This is a genomic window from Candidatus Nitrosocosmicus sp. FF01 (genome assembly GCF_047711275.1).
Taxonomy (GTDB): domain Archaea; phylum Thermoproteota; class Nitrososphaeria; order Nitrososphaerales; family Nitrososphaeraceae; genus Nitrosocosmicus.
On sequence record NZ_JBLNIG010000005.1, the window covers coordinates 12851 to 33812 of the forward strand.

Here is a 20962-nt window from a genome sequence, read left to right on the forward strand (position 1 = left end):
CGATATCAGTGTCAGTTACTTATTATGACATACTTCAACTGGATCATAATGCTAGCGCGACTGATATTAAAAAATCGTTTAGACATTTGGCCCTAAAGTATCACCCAGATAAAAACAAAAGTTCAGAGTCCAATCAAATGTTTCTGAAAATCGTAGAAGCGTATGAGGTACTATCTGACATAAATACAAGAAAGAAATATGATTTGACTCTTCGGAACGATATTATTCAATCTTCTGATTCAATCAATGACGAATGGATTCCTTCTGCTGATTTATCAAGATTTTATAGCTATGATATGATCAAGAATTGGAATGTGCCTAAATCCGGAGGAGGTATTTGGGATATTGGGGAGAAAGAAAACATTGGGATGTGGAAAACAACCCTCGCATTGTTTGGGTGTCTTGCTACACTAGCAATCTGTATAATTATCATCTCAGGCTAGGAAATGCCTAGTCGATAAAAATGTTATACAATCCTCATACTGGATTTCTCAAATGTATCAAATCATAGTATGTACTCAAGTTCACAAATTAGTTACAGAAACTTTATGTGCTTTTAATGAAAATAATAAATGCATAATAAAATTATTCTAATGAACTTTTTGCTTTGTACTGTGTGCGATGTCCCATAGGTGCGTAACTTTGGAGCTATTCCGGGCATAAAATAGTGGAAAAAGACTGAAACAAAGTAGGAGTGAAATTGCTCCTCTTGGAAACTGTATTGAATTTTTCAAAAATTCTTTTATAATTACAGAGGGGGAGCTTCTAAATTAAAACTCTTCATAATATCCTTTATTTGGTCATAACCTTTCATAGATCGAACTATTTGGCTAAAAAAATCTTTGCGGTTATTCGGGGTGATAAAATAGACCTTGGCAGTGTCATCATAGACTACATTTTTATTTTGTTTCATTACCATACATTGAACATAAAGATCGATTGCAATTGTTTCCTCCGGGATTAATATTTTCTTAGCCACATGAGTATCTAAAGATAGCGCCCTGCCCATTGTCGTATACTGCGAAAGACCGTATAACCTCATAGACCTAAGCCAATTCGCTATAAATGAGGCGGCATTGGAATACATATTGTTATCTTTTCTTATAGGAATGGTATTGGAAGCACAAAGTCCTACATCTCCGTCAATTTTGTTAGCCAATATTTGAATGCAACTATCTCCCAAAGTTATATCTGCATCAAACAAAATCAGCACCTTGCCTTTCGAAACACTGAATATAGTATTCCATGCATGCGATGCTCCTTTCCTGGTCGTATTATGAATTAGGCGTATGCTAATTTCTGGGTTATTAATCCTTAGGTTTTCAATGATTTGGGGGGTAGCGTCATCTGAATCATCGATGAAAATAACTTCAACGGACCAGTCTTGGGAGGTTACCTGACTCTTTAGGACTTCAAAGAATTTTATTATATTTGCTTCTTCGTTATATGTAGGGATTCCTATTGTGATGTCAAATTCATTCATGCTGGTGCGCTAAACTCTCTGTAATTTTTCGTGCAAGATCTTGCAATTCCTGCATTTTAGCAATTTTTCGAGTCGGCCATTGACCTTTGACCTTTTCTGCAGAATATCTTGGTACAATATGTACGTGAACGTGAGGTACTATTTGATTTGCTGATTTGCCGTTATTCTGATTTATATTAAAACCGTCACTTTCGATTACGCTTGTAATAGCCTTGGCTAACTTAGGAATCAAAGAATACATTTCACCAACAATTTCAGCAGGCATTTCTAGAATGTTGCCATAATGCTCTTTAGGTACTATTAATGTATGACCGTGATTAATAGGGTATTTATCCATAAATGCAAGAAATTTATCATTTTCATAGATTATTGCATTAGGTATATCCTTCCGAATGATTCTGCAAAAAATGCAATTTCCATTTGCTTCATCCATCCAATTATCTTAATTTTGGAAATATTTAATTCATTAAATATTATCGGTAACTGTGAATTCTTCTCAATCAGGATTTAAATTTAGTTCATTTTAAATAGGTCGAAAATTTTTTACAATGTATGAGTGAATCGATTGAGTTAGATAATTTCACTGTGAACTTCTCTTTCCCTTGCCCTAAATGTGAATATCTAAACGAAATAGCATCCAGTGAGTTGCATAACAATAGCATTGAGTGTGGAATGTGTGAGACTATTTTCAAATTTGAGGGTCTGGATTCTATTAAAATAACTGCTACACTCGAATAATCTGACACAAGAATTATAGCACAGTCTTTATTCAATAGCCTTGATTTAGGTAATAGTAATGGTTTTACCGAGCAGAAAAACACTAGAAGGTCCTTCCCGTGCTCCTCATAGAGCTATGTATAAATCGATGGGTCTGAACGATGACGATCTGTCAAAGCCATTGGTGGCTGTATGTAGCACTTGCAATGAAGCAACTCCATGTAATATTCATTTGGGGAGACTTGCACTAAAAGCAAAAGAAGGTGTGAGAGAATCAGGTAACACACCTAGAGAGTTTACGACGATAGCAGTATCTGATGGAATTGCAATGGGGCATGAAGGAATGAAATCTTCTTTGATAAGCCGTGAAATAATCGCAGATTCAATAGAAATAATGGTACGTGCCCACCAATACGATGCGGTTGTAGGTATTTCGGGTTGCGATAAGAGTCTACCTGGAACCTTAATGGCAATGGCAAGACTCAACTTGCCGTCTATTTTTGTATATGGTGGAACAATTCTTCCAGGAAATTGGAACGGCAGGCCTGTTACAATACAAGATGTGTATGAAGCTGTAGGAACATACGACGCCGGCAAAATGACATTAGATGAGTTAATAGATTTGGAAAATGTAGCCTGCCCTTCAGCGGGATCCTGCGCAGGCATGTATACTGCAAACACAATGGCTTCAATAAGTGAGGCATTAGGGATGTCCTTGCTTGGCAGTGCTACTCCTCCAGCTGAGAGCGAGGAGCGACAACGCATAACCTTTGAGACCGGAAAATCCATTGGTTCTTTATTGGAAAATAACATCAAACCAAGAGACATCTTGTCATATGAGGCGTTTGAGAATGCAATCATCATGGCAAATGCTATAGGAGGATCCACTAATGCCATTTTACACCTCTTAGCGATCTCGAGAGAGGCAGGTATAGATTTAGACATTAAAGATTTTGAGTACATACGAAGGAAAACACCTCATATTGCAAATATGAGGCCAGGAGGTAATTACGTAATGCTAAATTTAGATAACGTTGGTGGCATACCAGTAATTTTAAAATCGCTGTTAGATAAAGATATTATAAATGGTAACGTGCTCACGGTAACAGGGAAAACTTTAAGACAAAACTTGGGCTCACATAACTTTCAGAATTCAAAGGTTTATTATAAAAACCACAGAACAGAATACAGGAATATACTAAAAACAGTTGACAATCCAATTGATAAACAAGGAACACTAAAAATATTATTTGGTAATTTGGCTCCTCAAGGAGCAGTAATCAAAATAGCCGGGCTGAAGGAGGAAACCTTTAGTGGTTTTGCAAGAGTGTACAATTCTGAAGAATCTGCATTTGAAGCTGTATCAAAAAGAGAAATAGAAGAAGGTGACGTTGTTATAATTAGATACGAGGGGCCTAAGGGGGGTCCGGGGATGCGAGAAATGCTTGCGGTTACGGCAGCGATTGTAGGACAAGGGTTAGGCGAAAAAGTGGCTATGATAACTGATGGCAGATTTTCGGGTGCAACGAGAGGATTCATGATAGGACATGTTTCTCCAGAGGCAATGGTTGGAGGACCGCTGGCAATAGTACAGAAAGGAGACAAGATCGAAATAGATCTTCGAAAAGAAATTGTCGATCTAAAGATAAGCAAGAAAGATTTTGGTGACAGGATGAAGAAAATTAAGACAATAAAGAATCGATATACGTCTGGAGCTTTAGCTAAATACGCTTCACTGGTTCAATCTGCCTCAGAAGGCGCCATTACAAAACCTATCACAAAATATATGAAAAGCATCCCAAGCTAATTTGGAATTTCAATCATATCAATCGTTCCATATATTGGCTGGTTATATAGGTGACCAGATATTTGATCATCCAAGAATATGATTTGAATCGTCTCCAAATTATTTATCATTATTGCTGTTTTGACGTTTTTTGAGACAAGTTTATTCTCAGTAAAAAAATCTACTGTGCCAATTAAGTAAATGTTCTTGTCATTTCCAAAATAAACCTTCGCATCGCTCTTAAGACCATTAATGGTATGCCAATGAAAGCCTGTTCCATTTGTAGTGATCATGACAAATCTAACATCAAAAACCGTTAAGTTTGATTTCAATACCGACATTTGCCAATTTCCTGCTAAAATTATCGAAATATTCTCGCTTTTCAATTGCAATGGGTCACTCAAATTTATAGAATTTATAGTCGGATTACCTTTTTCAATTGATTGAATAATTATTCCAGACAACATTGATACGAGATTGTTTGATAGATCATCCGTTTGATTCGATTCCATTAACAACGAAGGTTGTTGATTGATGCCAATTGAGGAAGAAATGCGACCCGAATCATCGATTTTTTCATTTTCCTCATCAAACTGACCGGAGATACCCGTGTTTGTATTTCGGGGGTCATTCAAATCTGCTCTATCTTCCGACCCCGGGGTCTTTGAATTTTTTATAATTTCGGTCATATTGGAATTAAGATCTATAGTCGATATAACTGAGCCTGAAAGGGAAAATGTTTCATTAGCACCTATACCGGAACTAAGTGCTCCTACGACCAAATTTTTTGAAATATGATCATCAATAGAAGATAGGTCAAATGATGTAAAGGTTAAAAAGAAAACGAAGATATTTGTTAAAAATATTAAAAAAGCTTTTTCATAGTTCAATGATGTTTATTAAAAACATTTTATTAAATCTCTTTCCATAATGTAGCCAATGTATAAATTTTGGATTTGAGGATATTGATTAGAAATATGTTAGACAAACAGGTTTTACTTGATTTTTTGAAATCTAATGATGGCAAAGAGTTTTCAAAGGAAGAATTAATCAATAGGTTTGCAGAATCGGATGATGACGCGAAATTAATTGACAAGTTGTTATCAGAAATTGAGGTTGATCATACTTATGTTATCAATCAGTTGGTGGCCTCCTGTAAGGGCGGTACTGTTTATTTTAGATGGGATAATCAATAAGCATGATGGTTCGAAACTTAATATTTTTGATTTCTTAGCCTACCATCAACAAAATTATTGGATATTATGGATTGTAAATTCACTCTAAGATAGGGTAACTTGCTTATTGATATCATGGCTTAGATTAATAATCAATGAAATAGTCGAGATAAAATAATTATGATCTATCATAAAGTTCGATATTCTATAGAACAACTATGGCAAAATTACAATTAAAGACTACATTTTAAATACTGCATACATGGAAGCCGAAACCGCGAATTCATTATCTTCTCCAATCCTAGATTTCAACCAGGTTTCCCAAGATAAGAAGTGTCAGGTTAGGTTTTTTTTGAGTCTTAAATTGAAGTTAAGTAACCTAATTAAAAGGATTTAAGAACTTCAATTATTATAAATTTACAGAATTCTATTTGAAATTGATAAGGAAAGGTAAAGTAAAGGATATTTATGAAGCAACGACTAACACGTTAATTTTTTCTTTTTCTAATAGGGTCTCTGCTTTTGATGTAATACTTGAAGATGAAATACCTTTTAAAGGTAAAGTATTGTGCGATTTTGCACTCTTTTGGTTTGAAAAATTAGAATTTAATAATCACTTCATCAGGAGGGTTTCTCCTACTATGATAGAAGTAAAAAGACTACAAGTGATTCCAATTGAATGTGTGGTTCGATCCTATCTCTATGGGAGCTTGTACTCTAGGTATCTAAAAAATAATCTTGATTTAGATGACTTGACTCACTATTTCAAAATTAAAGATCTTCCTATTGCCTCAAAATTGCCTCAATTACTTTTTGACCCTACTACAAAATCGGACGAGCATGATGAATCGATAACGGCCTCTAGGATTTTGGAGAATAAAGTGATTACTCAAGATGAATTTGATTTTCTGAAAAATTCCTCATTGGAGCTGTTTAGAAAAATAGATTCTATAGTTACCAAAGCTGACTTTATCCTAGCTGATATAAAATTTGAATTTGGAAAAAATCAAGTTACTAATGAATTGCTCCTTGCCGACTCTATCGGACCAGATGAATTTAGAATTTGGAGTAAAGATGATTATCGACCAGGCGTCATGCAAGAAAGTTACGATAAACAGGTGCTGAGAGATTGGTTGGATAAAACTGGGTTTAAACAACATGTAGAAGAGTGTCGCAAATCAAAGATAATTCCAAATGTACCTCGCCTACCTACCAAACTGATCTCCGATATTTCTGAAAAATATATCAATGCTTATGAGCGAATAACTGGACGCAGATTTGAAAAGTCCTATTAAATTTTTGAAAGTTCTATTCTGCTGTGATCCTTAATGTCCCTTTCTTTTCGGGATCTTTGAGCAGCTCGATTATTTGTCGGGGAATATCGACAGCAGCGGTGCTACTATTTAGACAAATTGTGCGGCTACAAACGAACGTACTTTTTCTTAGTACAATGTCGTGACTGTGGTTTAAAATTAGCTCACTACTCCCTAAACCAGAGATCCTTAGAGTAAACGGCTCTACAATTAGTTCAAATTCTATATGAGAGTTATTTGTCCTGATCTTCTGCTTTAGATCCGCACAGATGTCAGAGCAAGCCTTGGTAGCTTTCACACCTATAATACAATCCCCATTTGAAGTCAAACGCTGATCTTTCGTAATTTCTAATGTTCGCGGATGTAGAGAAAGAACATTCTTATGGCCAAAAAATTTAATTTCCTCTGTTATCAAATGACTAGTGACACTAACTAGCAAGGATAAATATTCGTTTATTTTTTAAATAAGGTAACTATAAATAAAGATCTACAAGTAGTTTAGTTGAATTGTTACCAGCAGCAGCAGGTTATGATAGAGGAATTACTGTTTTCTCACCTGATGGCCGTTTATATCAGGTAGAATATGCAATAGAAACGGTTAGAAGAGGTACTCTAGCTTTGGGGATTAAAAGCACTGATGGAGTTATATTAGCCGTTGAAGAAAAAACTCGAAAATTACAAATATCAAATGTTACTCAAAAAATATTTCAAATAGATGATCATATAGGACTTGCAGCAGCAGGTTATATTCCGGATGCTAGGACTCAGGTTGACCATGCGAGATTTTTTGCTCAGAGTAATAGATTGATTTATGATGAGGTGGTCGACGTTGAAGGGGTTGCCAAGAATCTAGCCGATATGGCGCAGCAATATACCCAATATGCGGGAGCTAGACCTTTTGGTGTTGCATTGATACTTGCAGGAGTCGATAAGAATGGAATCGGATTGTATCTTACAGACCCAAGTGGAACGTACATTGGCTATGATGCAGTTGCTATTGGAGCAGGTAGTGAACAAGTTACTGAGCATCTTGAGAAGAATTATAAGAATGATATTGGCTTAGAAAAAGCCTGCATTCTTGCAATTGAATCGATATTTATGGTTAGTGAAGAAAAAACAGGTACAAAACATATCCGACTGGCAGTGATTGATTCTAAAACTAAATCATTGCGTATGATGTCATCTGAGGAAATAGAAAACTACTCAAAACAGGTACAGAATAAGGAAACACAATCCTAATTTTTTTATTGATATTCTAAAAAAAATTAATTTTAAATACTTATCGTTTAAATAATTCTAAATTAAAGATGATCTAATTAATAATGTCCATTGAAATTGGATCTAAAGCCCCAAATCTTATCTTATCAGATTGGATGCAGGGCTTGCCAACCAATATTGACCAAATGATCGGTAATGTTATTGTAGTTGAGGTTTTTCAAGTCAACTGTCCGGGTTGCTTTCTGTATGGATTACCACAAGCAGTAAATCTATACGAAAAGTTCAAGGATAAGGGTGTAAAGGTAATTGGAGTCGCTACAGCATTTGAAGACTATGATAAGAATACGATTGAGAATTTGAGACTCTTAGTTTCGGAGGGAAAAGTAATAGGTGAAACTTACAAGGCTTTGAAACAACACGGAAAATTAGTAGAAGGTGATAAGTTATATTATAAAATTCCATTTCCGATAGCTCATGATAAAATTATCAAAATGCCTACAGTTGTTACTGACAAAATGATTACAGAATTCATTAACGTGTATGTGCCAGATTACTCTTCTTATTCAAATAAAGATAAAAGCGAATTAACTCAGAGAGTGCGGGATTATTTGGCTAATAAGGAATATTCACCTATTACTTTTGAAACATATAGGTTGCGCGGGACGCCTTCTTCAATAATCATAGATAAGGAAGGTACATTGCGTTACAGCTTTTTCGGATCAGAAGGATACTTAGAAGGCGCTGTTAATGAACTGTTAAGTGAAAGGTAGTGCAAACTACAGGAAAAAATTTGAAATATGATGTCGCTATTCCAGATTCATATCTATATGGAATTACAGAAGACATAGATAAGACTTTAAAAGTATTTCAATTAGCAAGAACTCTCTCAATATTCCGAATCAATAACATCAATATATTTCATGATAAAATTTTAAACCCTAGCACTTACGAACGAAATTTTCTATCAACCATATTAGAATATTTAGACACACCTCAGTATTTGAGGAAAAAAATTTATCCAATGTCAGAGATGTTAAAAACAGTTGGCCGACTTCATCCTATAAGAGCACCTCACCATAAAAACAAAGTCAATATTAGATTTCTGAAAAGCGGAGAAATCCGGGTTGGCATAATAGAAAAAAAAGGAGGGACACTATTTGTAGATATAGGACTCGATTATTTAATAAATTATGATGGACGATTTAATCAAGCTGGCAAAAAAATTAATGTAAGGTTGTTAAGGAGAAATAAACAGATACGCGCTGTAGATGTAACGGAAAAAGAACTTTCTAATATGTTTTGGGGATACTCCGTACGTTACTTTCCTGATTTGAAAACAATCGTTGATAGGTATAATCCGTCTAATTTGATTCTAACCTCAAAGTATTCAAAACATTTCGATAAACAAGAATTTCAAACTCAGATATCAGGAAATGTGAAAGCAGATGCAACAATTTTGGTGATGTTTGGATCTCCAAAGTATGGTTTAGACATGATATTTGCAAAGGAAGGAGTAGATATCCAGAGGTATCATTCTTATAATTTTTTTCCATTTCAAGGAACTCAAACAATAAGGCTTGAAGAAGCTGTTTTAGGAGTTTTGTCTATCCTGAACTCTTGTGTTAAATGAATTCAAAGTTTGGTTAACCGATAATAAACTTATTAATGGGATCCGAAAAATTTTCCTATCTATGGGTCACCGCAAATATAGCGCACCGAGAAGAGGTAGCATTGCCTTTCGCCCTAGGGCCAGAGCGAAAAGCTTAGAAGCTAAGATAAGAACATGGCCCGAGAATTCTAGTCGTGATAATGTTGGATTAGTTGGTTTTGCCGGATTCAAGGTAGGGCAAATTCAGGTTATGACAGTTGATGACAAGGAGAAAACTCCAAATTTTGGTAAACCCTTGATGAATCATTCCACGATAATATCCTTACCACCTTTAAAAATTGTGGGAATACGTGCATACTCTGAAGATCAATATGGCAAACATGCATTATTTGATGTATATTCTAAAGACAGCGTTAAAGAAATCTCTGCAAAATACAAGACCAAATATTCAGAAGATGCTATGAAAAAAGCCGAGGAGAAACTTTCAATAGCCAAGTATTTGATGGCTATCGTTGCAGTAAATCCAAATAAGATTGGATTATCCCAAAAATCCCCGTTTATTTATGAAATTTCTGTTTCTGGAAAAGATAGTCAATCAAAATTTGATTTTCTTAAATCAAAACTAGGTCAAGAGATTAAAGCTTCTGAAGTATTCAAGACTGGTCAAAATATTGACGTTCATGGAATTACTAGGGGAAAAGGGATTGAGGGCCCTATAACCAGATTCGGTGTAAAGAGGAAACAACACAAATCAAGGAAGAGTGTCAGGGCTGTTGGTACCCTTGGACCAATTTCTCCGGCCACTATAATGTATACCGTAGCAAGACAAGGACAAAGAGGATTTCATCAAAGAACCGAATATAATAAACGAATCTTGCTAATGTCAAATTCCGAAAATACAGAAGTTGTAAATATAAATCCTGCTGGTGGGTACAAGCATTTTGGATTGGTTAATGGGGACTATATGGTTGTAAGAGGCACGATTCCAGGAGTTCCCAAAAGACTCATAAAATTAAGACAGCCCATCAGGAGTAAACAATCTAAAGTCAACGAACCTAAAATATTGGAGGTAGTGATTTAAATGAATTCGAAGATTTTTGATCTAAAAGGTAAAGAAATAGAAAGCATCCAATTGCCTGCTGTATTTAATTATCCATATCGTCCAGAAGTCATAAAAAAAGCATTTGTTAATATTAATACTCATCACTTTCAGAGACAGGGTAGATATCCGGCTGCAGGTGAAATGGTCAGTGCCGAATCCCGTAATACAGGATTGGGTATTGCTAGACTCGCTCGTGCGAAGGGTGAAGGATTCTCCAGAGCAGGTCAAGCAGCTGGAGTTGGTGGAGTTCGCAAGGGTAGACTGACACATCCGCCAGAGTCATGGAAAGTAACGTACAAGAAAATGAATAAAAAGGAAAGAATTTTAGCGTTATATTCTGCGATCTCATGTACGTCCAATGGTGAGTTAATTACTAAAAGAGGTCATCTTATTGATGGCGTAAATTCATTTCCTATAGTAGTAACAAACGATGTGGAGAAGATTAGTAAAACAAAGACATTGCTTGAATTATTGAAAGTATTGGGTTTAGGAAAAGATCTTGAGAGGGTAGACCAAGCGGTAAAAAAACGATCGGGAAAAGCAAAACGGCGTGGACGCCCAGCCAGAGTGGGAAAAAGTGCTCTAATTGTGGTAGGAAATGATGAATGTGACCTATTAAAATTGGACAATTCTTTGCCTGGCGTAACCGTAAAACGAGTTAAGGATTTGAGCATACTTGACTTAGCTCCGGGAGCTAAACCAGTACGCCTAACTCTTTTTTCAAAGAGTTCGTTGGATGCACTAGAAAATATCAAAATTCCCATCCATAAACTGATGGAGGAACAGAATTGAATAAACTATTAAACAGCAAGAGTCTTGATATTGATGCTGATTTGGCCAGTAAAATAATTCTAGAACCCTATGTAACGGAGAAGACATTTAACATAATAGAGAAGGAAAACAAACTTAGTTTTATAGTGCATAATAAAGCAACTAAAGGACAGATTGTAAAATCAATGAAAATTATTTATGAAGCAGATATCAGCGAGGTAAATACTTTTAATACGATTCGTGGTAAAAAGGCCATTATGAAATTTAGGAATGTGGACGGGGCAAGACAGCTTGCGACAAACTTAGGACTGGTATAGAAAATGAAAAATTTTGTGAATCAAAAAACTAGACTATATATGCTTGGAGTGGTATGAAATGGCGCGAGAATTTAAATTTAAAGGATACTCAGGAGATCAGATTCAAAAACTCTCAATTGAGACTCTTATGCCTCTTCTGAATTCCAGACAAAGGCGTTCGCTTGACAAGAGATTATCTACATACATGAATGATGAAAAACGCAAGTTTAGAGAAGATCTAAAATTGGCTAGAGATGGTAAATTGAAGGGCCAATTAAAGACACATATCAGAGACATGATAATACTGCCTGATATGATCGGACTAACTGTACTGGTACATAATGGAAAGGAGTTTGTTTCTTACACCATAAGACCAGAAATGGTAGGCCATTACCTTGGTGAATATGCAATAACAAATAAGAGAGTGCAACACGGAGCACCTGGTGTAGGATCTTCAAGATCTAGCCTCTACGTCCCACTAAAGTGATCTATATGCCAGATTATTCATACTCTTTTCAAAAATATGAAAAGTCAAGACATGTTAGAGCTGCTATAAGAGATAAATCCATCTCACATAAACACTCTAGGGAGATTGCACTGGCCATAAACAACAAATCTATTGAGAAAGCAAGGGAATTTTTGGAGGATGTGTTAACAAAAAAAATAGCAGTTCCCTATCGTCGATATCATAATGAGGTTGCTCATAGATCAAATATACGAGACGGTTACTGCTCAGGGAGATACCCACACAAGTCTACTAAAGAATTTCTTAAACTTCTTGACAATCTTGAGTCCAATGCAGAATACAAAGGAATGGATTTAGATAGATTAAAGATTATTTCTGTAGTTGTTCATCAAGGTACAAAACTAAAAAGATTTACTCCCCGAGCTATGGGTCGGGCTAGTCCAAAATATGATACTTTGGTACATGTAGAAATTGTTGCCATGGAAGGAAGGATAACTTAAAATGAATGCAATCAAAAATGTTTTAAAAAATAACTATCGCAATAGTGAACTTGATGAATTTCTTAGGACAGAATTAAAGGATGCAGGATTTGGTGGCGCCGATATACAAAAATCACCATTGGGTACTCGCCTTACTTTATATGTAACAAGACCTGGGTTAGTAATTGGAAGAAAAGGGAGTGGAATTAGAGACCTTACATCCAAACTTGAAGTAAAGTTTGGCCTAACAAACCCACAAATTTCGGTAGTAGAAGTCGAAGTTCCCGAATTAAATCCAAAAATAATGTGTAACCGTCTAGCCCAACTAATTGAAAGGGGAACCGCTTTTAGGCGTGCGGCACTTTGGACTGTAAATACTATTAAGAATGCAGGCGCATTGGGAGTAGAAGTTACGATTTCAGGTAAACTAAGAAGTGAGAGGGCTCATTTTGAAAAACACTCTTCAGGTATAATACCGAAAAGTGGAAACATGGCTGATAAAGTCGTGAAGGAAGGAATCACTCATGTATTAACTAAGATGGGAATAATGGGAATTAGATTAAAAATTGCGATTAAAGACGCGACTCCTCCCGAATTTGAACTAGTCTCCTTGTATAAGGAACATACATCACATAAAAGTGAATTAGGTGCAAAGGAGATCAATAATTCGGAACCAAACAAAGGTGATGAAACTACTGAGAAGAATGATCAGAAAGAAATATTAGAAAACACAGGAGAGATCAATAAGTAATTGGCCAGAAATAAAACTAAGACGCTTCGACAGTTTAATGATCCTGATTTAAAGGACAAATTAACGGATCTCAAGGTCGATTTAGCAAAGCTCAAATCTGAAGCTTTAAAGGGCACTCTCAAAAAAGACGCTGGAGTTATTAGGTGGAAAAGGCGTGACATAGCCCGAATCTTGACCTTAATGAACGAACGAACCGGAGGACAAAATCAAAAATGAAACTAAATAATGATTTTACAAACAGTCTGGATAGTGAGTTATTGCACTCATCATTCCGCATTCTCAATTCATCAAATCCACAAAACAATGGAAAAAATGGCAAAGTAGTGAACATAACCAAAAATATGATTGTTATAAGAAGTACCACTTTTGACAAAATAATAAAAATTCCTAAGAACGAAATTTTAAAGTATTGTATAACTACTAAGCAAAAGATGTTTGTTTTGCCTGGCAAGCGATTATTAGGAAGGCCAGAAGAAGTTAAGGGTAAGATCAGGTGAATTTAATGGTAAGAGATATTGGTATTCAAGTTAAAGGTCCCAAAAAAACATGTTCAAACAAATACTGTCCATTTTGTGGGTCCCTATCTTTGAGAGGCAAGCTTGTTAGTGGCGTAGTAGTTAGTCACAAAAGTAAGAATATGGTTGTTGTTGAAAGAGAATATTCCAGATTTGTTAACAAATACAAAAGATACGAACGCAGCAAATCAAAGATACATGCTTTTATTTCTGATTGTCAGGAAGTAGAAGATGGAAACAAGGTAAAGATTGCAGAATGTCGTCCGCTTTCAAAGACTGTTTCATTTGCAGTAGTGGAGGTTAGTGAATAGTCATGTCTACAAAATCAAGAGCAGTATCCTCAAGAGGAGTCGAGGAATTCAGGCCATACGTTACCCGATCGTTACCTTTGTATGCAAATTTAGTTTGTGCCGACAATACTGGAGCAAAAATATTACAAATTGCTCAGGTAACCCGTTATAAAGGAAGACATTCCAGATTACCTGCAGCGGCCGTGGGTGATTTTGTAACGGTAACAGTTAAAAAAGGTCCAGCCGAATTGAGAAAACAGATTTTTGGTGCAGTTATAGTGAGGCAAAAGTATCCCATTAGGAGATTGAATGGAGTGAGAGTATCCTTTGAAGATAATGCAGCAGTTTTGGTGACACAAGAGGGGGAAATAAAAGGGACCGATCTAAAGGGACCGGTGGCTGCCGAAGCTGCCGAAAAATGGCCAAGAATAGCTAACTTGGCATCTATGATTGTTTAAGTGATATTGAATATGAAAAAGAAAACAAGTACTATTTCAGCAAACTTGTCCGATAGTTTAAGCAAGGATTATGGTAGGAAGAGTGTGCGTGTCATAAAAGGTGATTCAGTTAAGATCTTGCGTGGTGAATACAAAGGGGTAGAAGGCAAGGTAGAAAAATTAAATACCGTCAAAAGTAGGTTGAGCATCGAAGGAGTTCAACGAGAAAAAATAAAGGGTGGACAGGTAAAAGTACAGATACATTCATCAAATGTTCAGGTTACTTCACTCCACCTAGATGATGATAAAAGAAAGAAAAAATTACAAGGAAAAGAGGAACAAATTAATAAATCATCAAGAAAACCAACAGTAAGAGCGAGTAAAAAGGAGTAATAAAGGTAGTGAATAATATTTGGTAAGAAAAAGTGGGAGTACTAAGTTAAAGAGGCAAAAGGCTCCAAAGTTTTGGGATGTAAAAAGAAAATCTTCACAATTCATTTTATCACCCAGGCCTGGACCATACTCCAAGTCAAAGTGTTATCCTCTTGGTATAGTAATTAGGGATATATTACATCTTAGTTCTACAGCAAGTGAAACCAAACAAATTTTGAATTCCGGTCAAATAATGGTCGATCGTGTTGTAAGAAGGGACATGAGATTCGGCGTAGGCATAATGGACATTATTGAAGTCACTACAAGCAAGACGGCATATAGGTTAATTCCGAAAGGATCAGATCTATTGGTTCCTGTTGAGACAAAAGAAAATACGTCAAAGTTATTAAAAATCACAAGCAAAACCACCATTAAGGGAGGAAAAATCCAATTTGGATTTCATGATGGGAAATCATTGATCTCTGACGCTAGTGATATGAACGTGGATGATGTATGTTTGGTAACGCTACCAGAAATGAAGATCGATAAACATATTAAATTCGAAACAGGCTGTTTTGTTCTAGTTGTACAAGGTGAAAATGCTGGAAAGATTGGAAGAGTTGAAGAAATAAAGAGTGGAATGTTTTCATTACCAAAGCGAGTGGTGTTAACATTTGATGAGAAGACAGTTGAACTACCAGTTGAATTAATTATGCCTATTGGATTAGATAAACCAGTATTGGAGGTATTGGTAGTTGAGTGAAAATACTGAAAATCCAATGAAGGAAATTCAATTATCTAAAGTGGTAATAAATATAGGTGTTGGGAAATCTGGTGACCCGGTTGAAAAGGCTAAAAATGCTCTGATGGAATTAACTGGCAAAAAGCCGAGTGTTAGAGGCGCCAAAAAGAGCGTAAGAGATTTTGGTATCCATAAAGGTGAACCAATTGGGGCAATGGTAACTTTAAGAAGATCAGATGCCACAAACTTTTTAAGACGAATTATAGAATCAAAAAGGAATGTGATAAAGGCTTCATCTTTCGATAATAACGGCAATATCTCGTTCGGTATACATGAACATATAGATATACCGGGTACAAAGTACAATCCTGACATTGGTATTTTCGGGATGGACGTCTGTGCCGCATTAAAGAGACCTGGATATAGAATATCCAACAGAAGAAATCCAAATAAAATAGGTAAAAGCCATAGAATCACTCGGGATGAATCCATTCAATATTTTAAATCACAATTTGGAGCAGAAATAGTATGAAGATCAAGATTAGGGACTATGCTTTAACAGGCAGAAAAAAATTAGCACATGGCAAAGGTACTAGATGGTGTAAGAGATGTGGCTCATTTAGCGGAATGATTTGCTCTTATGATTTGATGTTATGCAGGAGATGTTTCAGAGAGGTCGCTTTTTCCCTAGGTTTTAGGAAGTACGAGTAGAGGTTTAGAAGTTGCCCGCATTAAACATTTTGTCTAATTTGTTTACCACATTATATAATAATGAAATGAGACGAAAAAGAGAGTGTATTGTGTTGCCTGCATCGAAATTCTCTAGCGAAGTATTAAGAGTAATGCAAAAGCATCGTTATATTGGTGAGTTTGAACAAGTTGATGATGGACGTTTAGGTAAATTTAGAATTCAGCTACTCGCAAAAATAAATAAATGTGGTATTATTACCCCCCGATTCAGCGTGAAAAAGGATAAATACTTAGATTGGGAACGACAATTCTTGCCTTCCTATAATATGGGTATATTAATAGTATCGACAAACAAAGGAATTATGTCTCATCATGATGCTCAAGATCAGGGTTTAGGAGGATCATTAATAGGATATGTCTACTAAACCGGAATATTATACCAATGAATTGCCAATTCCAGAAGGTGTTACCGTTAAGAAGGAGAATAATATGATTACTACCCAAGGATCAAATGGGTCTGTTCAAAAGGATTTCACCAAGATGCCTGCTACTATAGAAGTTGAAAGTGAAAAAATCACAATCAAGTCATATGGTAACAGAAAAAGTGATTATGCATTAGTAAATACAATCCACAGCCTTATCAGCAATATGATCAAAGGGTCCACATCTGGATTTACATACAAATTGAAAATTGTCTTTGCTCATTTTCCAATTTCAGTCAAGGTTAAAGGCCAAGAAGTTCATATTGAGAATTTTTTTGGTGAACGTTCATCTCGTGTTTCAAAAATAATTGGTAAGGAAACTAAAGTAGTTGTTCAGGGTGATGACATATTGATCACAGGACCCAATATTGAGAATGTTTCCCAAACAGCGGCCAATATAGAATCTTCAACCAAAATAAAGAATAAAGATTCAAGGGTGTTCCTTGACGGAGTTTACATATATTCGAAGGGTTAACAAAATCACACACGATTAACTGATAATCTAATATCTTATTTTTACTATTTTTTGATTTATGTCTTCATTCAACAATCATAACATTTAATTATTCTTCATAATTTTTAAATAGATAGTGCCGCTGTAGCTCAGCTTGGTAGAGCAAATTCATAATTTGTGTTATGAAGCTCAGCTGGCTGTTAACCAGTAGGTCATCAGTCCGAGTCTGATCAGCGGCGCTTATTTTTTTTTAGAAAGATACTATATCTAATGCGATAGCATCAGAAAGGAGATATGTGTGCCTACTTCCAGAAACAAAATTATTTTTAATGTCTACGCGCGGGACCCATCTATTAGAAGATGTAAATAGTCTTTCCTTTTTCATTCTAGATTCAAGCTCTTCTATATCTAATTCTATTTCTTCTATTTCCTCAGTCTCCAAATTTTGAATTATCAAAAGAATCTTTTTTATTAATACTCGATCACCATTTTTTGATAGATCTCTATTTCGTTCGTCGTGTTCCAATATTTTTATTTTTATCTGCTTCTTGTTTAATGCATCTCTACTCATCAGCATTCTATCGCTAAGATATCCCTCGTAACCCATTAAAAATTAGATTGTAATACTTACTAATAATTATTTTAGGTTGAACTGCTAACAAATATGATATCCAATCTTCCGTTGGTTACTCTGATTTCTTGCATTATGATGCTCTCACCAACCATCATTTTATCTTTGATAGTTCCAATAATTCGGATCCCATTGAATTCTCCAACAGCAAAAATTCCTTTTTTACCTGGGATATTTGAATAACCCTTTCCTAATATTCTGCCTTCTCTTTTTACAATTTTAAATAACACTTTTGAATTGCAATAATTACAATAATACTTCGGTGGCCAAACATACTTCTCACACTTCTCGCAATACGATGAAACTAGTTCTCCACCCTTGGCAATTTCTAAAACAGAATCGAAGAGATTCATGCTATTTCTGCAGAATTATAATCGTTGTTGATGTTCCCGCTGCCGCCATGTTATGGACTAGCCCTATGTTAGCATTAGCTACCTGTCTCTGGCCAGCTAATCCTTGTAGTTGAAGTACAATTTCATTAGTTTGATCGATCCCAGTGGCACCGATCGGATGACCGCATCCCAATAGACCACCTCTCTTATTAGTAAAAGGTCGGTGTTTTTTATACATTTTTTTGCCATCTCCTTTACTTACAAAGCCGATATCCTCGTATGCTATTATTTCTAATATACTAAAAGCATCATGCAACTCCGCAATATCAATATCAGAAGGGACCAAATCCGCTTGTCTAAATGCCTCTTTGGCGGCTATCCTGGTTGAGAGTATGCCATCTAGGTTATCTGTTATGGTTGCAATACTTGCACCTTGATTGCTTTGGGATATTCCCACAATCCAAATTGGCTGTTCAAATTTTACGGATAAATCCTCTGAGACCAACAATACCGATGATACGCCCTCACAAGGATAACAGCAATCAAATTTCCTAAGTGGAGCTGCAACTTCTACTGCGCCTATTATCTGAGAAAACGTGAATGTCTTGTCAAAGAAAATAGCATTGGGATTTTTGTTTGCATTTCTATGATTCTTAAGAGAAATCAATGCCAAGTCTTCCTCCCTAGTACCAAATTTTTGAAAATGATTATTTGCATAAAGTGATGCCCAATGTACAGGCATATCATAAATACCTCGAGAAATATCCCAAATCAATTTATTTCCGGGGCTATCTTGTTTTTCAACGCCTGTTACCAAAACTGCTTTACATATTCCGGACCGAATCAACGAATATGCTAGCAATATTCCGCTTGTTCCAGAGTTACAAAGATTTTCCACCTTTGTTGAGAATTTAGGTTTTAGGCCTACCATTTCTGAAACAATGTTACTTAGATATGGTTCAAATGAATTACTTGATACTATTAATCCATCGACTTCTGCCTTTTGGATCTTTGACTTGGATAATAAACTAACAATTGACCTAGAGGCGATTTCCGATACCGTATAGTTTGTATTCTTTGTAAATTTCTGTGTGTCTGACGAGGTGATCGCTACTTTCATAAGTCAAAGAAATCCTTATAACTGGTTATTCCGTCCGAACGTATGGTAGGGTTGACTTGCAGTATTGGCAAATCAACACCTGTTTTTATGAATCCTTTGATTTGATAAATACAATCATTTACACTTCCGGCAATTACGAAATCATTTAGAATCTCTGGAGTAATATTTCTTATTGATTCATCAATACCATATTTGTGATAGTCCGAATAAATTTTTTTTACTACGTCTTTATATTTTGTCTTTAGCAGATAGTTGTAATAGATTTTTCCAACTGATATATAAAATGCAAAAGTTTTTGCAGCACGCCGCACGGCTTGGGAGGGATCACTATTGGAAACTGATGTGATAATTACAGTGGCCTTTGTAAAGGGCCTATTGATCGTAAATCGTTCTGCTTGTTTCATTATCGTTTCTAATTCTTCCTTTGGTTTTAGATACAAGATAAGACCATCAGCGATTTCTTTAGCGAGATTCAGCATTTTTGAATTAACTGCGGCCACATAGATCGGTATATTATCTCTGGAATGTTCTAAAAGTTCAAAATCTGATATTTTGACAAAACGACCTTCAAATGTCGTTTTCCCTGTCTTAAGTAACAATTTTATGGATTCCACATACTCTCTCATTCTTAAAAGAGGATGTTTGAATTTCATTCCATGCAGGTTTTCTATTAGTTGAGGGGTGCTCGTACCCAATCCGATAATGACTCGGTGATTCGAGAGGATATCTAATGTTATTGCTCCCATGCTTATGGTCGCGGGGGTTCTAGTATAAACATTGATAATGGATGTTCCTATTTTAACTCTACTTGTGACTTGTGAGATAGATCCTAATAATGAAAACGCTTCTTTTCCCCATGATTCAGGTGTCCATACCGAATGAACATTTTTGTTGGTATCCACATTTGAACAAAAATTCAGAATTTCCTTAGGATTTAGTAGGGATCCTGTACTGAAGGCGATTTTGTTTTTCATCACTATTTGGAGTATAGTCTAGCTAATTCCTTGGAAGCTTCTTCAATGTCCTTATGTGAATCGATTGACTTCCAAAATGATTTATCAAATTTTTTTGCTCTTAGTTTTTGTTCATTTGCCATAGCGGGAAGGGCAGTAGTTTCTATATTCCCTTTATCTGGAAGAAAATTAAATATCTCTTGGTTAAAATAGTATACTCCGGCATTTATCCATTTGTCTAAGATATTAGGTTTTTCTTTAAATCCTGTAACAAATAATTGATCATTAAAGTCAACTATCCCAAAAGGACTCTTCAATGGCACGACAGCTATTGAATTGAATTCGGCCTTCTGCGACAACGTATTAAATTCTATGTTTGTCAGGATATCTCCGTTCATCATGAAAAAACCATTTTTCTCGTCTTTTAGCAATGATTGGGTATTTTTTAAAGCTCCTCCGGTTCCTAGAGGTTCTTCTTCAACCACATAAGCTACGTTCACATTAAATTTGTTTCCGCTAGCGATATGATTAATTATTTGTTCTTTCAGATACCCTACACAAATAATTATCTCTCTTATGTTGTTCTTAGACAATAACTTTATCTGCCACTCAATAATAGGCTTGCCCAAAATTTCAATCATAGGTTTTGGACGGTTATCTGTAATAGGTTTAAGTCTCTTTCCAAATCCCCCTGCTAAGATTACTGCTTTCAAAACAGTTTAGTTTGTATTAATAAAAATATATTGTTTTCCACATAGATACAATTTAATATGTTACC

General features: G+C 35.6%; 33 protein-coding genes and 1 tRNA gene. 25 read left to right on the top strand and 9 right to left on the bottom strand.

Going from position 1 to position 20962, the window contains the following annotated elements:
• Positions 1–8: 8 nt before the first annotated feature.
• Entirely contained in the window at positions 9–443 is a 435-nt protein-coding gene (locus tag ACMT7R_RS13750) for a J domain-containing protein (protein ID WP_415312530.1), read from the top strand.
• Between the two features lie 305 nt (positions 444–748).
• Here ACMT7R_RS13750 and ACMT7R_RS13755 read toward each other — a convergent pair whose 3' ends face one another.
• On the bottom strand, positions 749–1483 hold the full coding sequence (locus tag ACMT7R_RS13755) for a glycosyltransferase (RefSeq protein ID WP_415312531.1): 735 nt from the start codon (positions 1481–1483) through the stop codon (positions 749–751).
• Positions 1476–1916: an HIT family protein gene (locus tag ACMT7R_RS13760; protein WP_415312532.1), complete on the bottom strand. Its 441-nt coding sequence runs from the start codon at positions 1914–1916 to the stop codon at positions 1476–1478. Before ACMT7R_RS13760 ends, ACMT7R_RS13755 begins: the two co-directional genes overlap by 8 nt.
• Positions 1917–2035: 119 nt before the next feature.
• Here ACMT7R_RS13760 and ACMT7R_RS13765 point away from each other — a divergent pair, with 119 nt between their 5' ends.
• A complete protein-coding gene (locus ACMT7R_RS13765; RefSeq protein ID WP_148686916.1) occupies positions 2036–2221 on the top strand; it encodes a hypothetical protein in 186 nt (61 codons plus the stop codon).
• 58 nt (positions 2222–2279) lie between these two features.
• A complete protein-coding gene (gene ilvD / locus ACMT7R_RS13770) occupies positions 2280–4007 on the top strand; it encodes a dihydroxy-acid dehydratase (protein WP_415312533.1) in 1728 nt (575 codons plus the stop codon).
• Here ilvD and ACMT7R_RS13775 read toward each other — a convergent pair.
• The gene (locus ACMT7R_RS13775; protein WP_415312534.1) at positions 4004–4876 is read right to left on the bottom strand and encodes a hypothetical protein; all 873 of its coding nucleotides are present in this window, start codon (positions 4874–4876) and stop codon (positions 4004–4006) included. The genes ilvD and ACMT7R_RS13775 overlap by 4 nt on opposite strands.
• An 87-nt stretch (positions 4877–4963) precedes the next feature.
• Here ACMT7R_RS13775 and ACMT7R_RS13780 point away from each other — a divergent pair, with 87 nt between their 5' ends.
• Both ACMT7R_RS13780 and purC read left to right on the top strand, forming a co-directional pair.
• Entirely contained in the window at positions 4964–5182 is a 219-nt protein-coding gene (locus ACMT7R_RS13780) for a hypothetical protein (RefSeq protein WP_415312535.1), read from the top strand.
• A gap of 416 nt (positions 5183–5598) precedes the next feature.
• A complete protein-coding gene (gene purC / locus ACMT7R_RS13785; protein ID WP_415312536.1) occupies positions 5599–6456 on the top strand; it encodes a phosphoribosylaminoimidazolesuccinocarboxamide synthase in 858 nt (285 codons plus the stop codon).
• A gap of 13 nt (positions 6457–6469) precedes the next feature.
• On the opposite strand, the gene ACMT7R_RS13790 is transcribed toward purC, so the two are convergent.
• Complete coding sequence (locus ACMT7R_RS13790; protein ID WP_415312537.1) at positions 6470–6913, bottom strand: DUF371 domain-containing protein; 444 nt, start codon at positions 6911–6913, stop codon at positions 6470–6472.
• A 68-nt stretch (positions 6914–6981) separates the two neighbouring features.
• On the opposite strand from ACMT7R_RS13790, the gene psmA reads away from it, so the two are divergent.
• The 20 genes from psmA (at position 6982) to ACMT7R_RS13890 (ending at position 17387) form a co-directional block, all read left to right on the top strand.
• Positions 6982–7713, top strand: coding sequence for an archaeal proteasome endopeptidase complex subunit alpha (gene psmA, locus ACMT7R_RS13795; RefSeq protein WP_415312538.1), 732 nt, complete (start codon positions 6982–6984; stop codon positions 7711–7713).
• Positions 7714–7796: 83 nt separating this feature from the next.
• Positions 7797–8462, top strand: a complete 666-nt coding sequence (locus ACMT7R_RS13800) for a peroxiredoxin family protein (protein WP_415312539.1) — start codon at positions 7797–7799, stop codon at positions 8460–8462.
• A complete protein-coding gene (locus ACMT7R_RS13805) occupies positions 8462–9322 on the top strand; it encodes a putative RNA uridine N3 methyltransferase (protein ID WP_415312540.1) in 861 nt (286 codons plus the stop codon). Before ACMT7R_RS13800 ends, ACMT7R_RS13805 begins: the two co-directional genes overlap by 1 nt.
• A gap of 61 nt (positions 9323–9383) precedes the next feature.
• Positions 9384–10382 (top strand): 50S ribosomal protein L3, encoded by a 999-nt coding sequence (locus ACMT7R_RS13810; RefSeq protein WP_415312541.1) that lies wholly within the window; start codon positions 9384–9386, stop codon positions 10380–10382.
• On the top strand, positions 10383–11195 hold the full coding sequence (rplD, locus tag ACMT7R_RS13815) for a 50S ribosomal protein L4 (RefSeq protein ID WP_415312542.1): 813 nt from the start codon (positions 10383–10385) through the stop codon (positions 11193–11195).
• Positions 11192–11491 (top strand): 50S ribosomal protein L23, encoded by a 300-nt coding sequence (locus tag ACMT7R_RS13820; protein ID WP_415312543.1) that lies wholly within the window; start codon positions 11192–11194, stop codon positions 11489–11491. Before rplD ends, ACMT7R_RS13820 begins: the two co-directional genes overlap by 4 nt.
• A 58-nt stretch (positions 11492–11549) precedes the next feature.
• Complete coding sequence (locus ACMT7R_RS13825) at positions 11550–11957, top strand: 30S ribosomal protein S19 (RefSeq protein WP_415312544.1); 408 nt, start codon at positions 11550–11552, stop codon at positions 11955–11957.
• Between the two features lie 5 nt (positions 11958–11962).
• Positions 11963–12436: a 50S ribosomal protein L22 gene (locus tag ACMT7R_RS13830; RefSeq protein ID WP_415312545.1), complete on the top strand. Its 474-nt coding sequence runs from the start codon at positions 11963–11965 to the stop codon at positions 12434–12436.
• A gap of 1 nt (position 12437) precedes the next feature.
• Positions 12438–13166: a 30S ribosomal protein S3 gene (locus ACMT7R_RS13835; protein ID WP_415312546.1), complete on the top strand. Its 729-nt coding sequence runs from the start codon at positions 12438–12440 to the stop codon at positions 13164–13166.
• Entirely contained in the window at positions 13167–13382 is a 216-nt protein-coding gene (rpmC, locus tag ACMT7R_RS13840; protein WP_415312547.1) for a 50S ribosomal protein L29, read from the top strand. It begins immediately after the preceding gene.
• Positions 13379–13663 carry a ribonuclease P protein subunit gene (locus ACMT7R_RS13845; RefSeq protein ID WP_415312548.1) on the top strand — a complete coding sequence of 95 codons (285 nt, stop codon included), beginning with the start codon at positions 13379–13381 and terminating at the stop codon, positions 13661–13663. Before rpmC ends, ACMT7R_RS13845 begins: the two co-directional genes overlap by 4 nt.
• A gap of 5 nt (positions 13664–13668) precedes the next feature.
• Positions 13669–13992, top strand: a complete 324-nt coding sequence (locus tag ACMT7R_RS13850) for a 30S ribosomal protein S17 (RefSeq protein WP_415312549.1) — start codon at positions 13669–13671, stop codon at positions 13990–13992.
• A gap of 2 nt (positions 13993–13994) precedes the next feature.
• Positions 13995–14429 carry a 50S ribosomal protein L14 gene (locus ACMT7R_RS13855; RefSeq protein ID WP_148686898.1) on the top strand — a complete coding sequence of 145 codons (435 nt, stop codon included), beginning with the start codon at positions 13995–13997 and terminating at the stop codon, positions 14427–14429.
• Positions 14430–14441: 12 nt separating this feature from the next.
• The gene (gene rplX / locus ACMT7R_RS13860; RefSeq protein WP_415312550.1) at positions 14442–14801 is read left to right on the top strand and encodes a 50S ribosomal protein L24; all 360 of its coding nucleotides are present in this window, start codon (positions 14442–14444) and stop codon (positions 14799–14801) included.
• 19 nt (positions 14802–14820) lie between these two features.
• Positions 14821–15543 (top strand): 30S ribosomal protein S4e, encoded by a 723-nt coding sequence (locus ACMT7R_RS13865; RefSeq protein WP_415312551.1) that lies wholly within the window; start codon positions 14821–14823, stop codon positions 15541–15543.
• Positions 15536–16054 carry a 50S ribosomal protein L5 gene (locus tag ACMT7R_RS13870; RefSeq protein ID WP_415312552.1) on the top strand — a complete coding sequence of 173 codons (519 nt, stop codon included), beginning with the start codon at positions 15536–15538 and terminating at the stop codon, positions 16052–16054. The genes ACMT7R_RS13865 and ACMT7R_RS13870 overlap by 8 nt, the downstream gene beginning before the upstream one ends.
• The gene (locus ACMT7R_RS13875) at positions 16051–16233 is read left to right on the top strand and encodes a 30S ribosomal protein S14 (RefSeq protein ID WP_148686894.1); all 183 of its coding nucleotides are present in this window, start codon (positions 16051–16053) and stop codon (positions 16231–16233) included. The genes ACMT7R_RS13870 and ACMT7R_RS13875 overlap by 4 nt, the downstream gene beginning before the upstream one ends.
• Before the next feature lie 11 nt (positions 16234–16244).
• A complete protein-coding gene (locus ACMT7R_RS13880; RefSeq protein WP_415312553.1) occupies positions 16245–16637 on the top strand; it encodes a 30S ribosomal protein S8 in 393 nt (130 codons plus the stop codon).
• Positions 16627–17169, top strand: coding sequence for a 50S ribosomal protein L6 (locus ACMT7R_RS13885; RefSeq protein ID WP_415312554.1), 543 nt, complete (start codon positions 16627–16629; stop codon positions 17167–17169). The genes ACMT7R_RS13880 and ACMT7R_RS13885 overlap by 11 nt, the downstream gene beginning before the upstream one ends.
• Positions 17170–17286: 117 nt before the next feature.
• Positions 17287–17387: transfer RNA gene (locus tag ACMT7R_RS13890), tRNA-Asn, on the top strand.
• An 11-nt stretch (positions 17388–17398) separates the two neighbouring features.
• Here ACMT7R_RS13890 and ACMT7R_RS13895 read toward each other — a convergent pair.
• The 5 genes from ACMT7R_RS13895 to ACMT7R_RS13915 form a co-directional block, all read right to left on the bottom strand.
• On the bottom strand, positions 17399–17755 hold the full coding sequence (locus tag ACMT7R_RS13895) for a hypothetical protein (RefSeq protein WP_415312555.1): 357 nt from the start codon (positions 17753–17755) through the stop codon (positions 17399–17401).
• A gap of 35 nt (positions 17756–17790) precedes the next feature.
• On the bottom strand, positions 17791–18132 hold the full coding sequence (locus tag ACMT7R_RS13900; RefSeq protein ID WP_415312556.1) for a zinc ribbon domain-containing protein: 342 nt from the start codon (positions 18130–18132) through the stop codon (positions 17791–17793).
• A gap of 1 nt (position 18133) precedes the next feature.
• On the bottom strand, positions 18134–19231 hold the full coding sequence (locus tag ACMT7R_RS13905) for a thiolase family protein (protein ID WP_415312557.1): 1098 nt from the start codon (positions 19229–19231) through the stop codon (positions 18134–18136).
• Positions 19228–20133 carry an LLM class flavin-dependent oxidoreductase gene (locus ACMT7R_RS13910; protein ID WP_415312558.1) on the bottom strand — a complete coding sequence of 302 codons (906 nt, stop codon included), beginning with the start codon at positions 20131–20133 and terminating at the stop codon, positions 19228–19230. Before ACMT7R_RS13910 ends, ACMT7R_RS13905 begins: the two co-directional genes overlap by 4 nt.
• A 74-nt stretch (positions 20134–20207) precedes the next feature.
• Positions 20208–20897 carry a nucleotidyltransferase family protein gene (locus ACMT7R_RS13915; RefSeq protein WP_415312559.1) on the bottom strand — a complete coding sequence of 230 codons (690 nt, stop codon included), beginning with the start codon at positions 20895–20897 and terminating at the stop codon, positions 20208–20210.
• Positions 20898–20962: the final 65 nt, after the last annotated feature.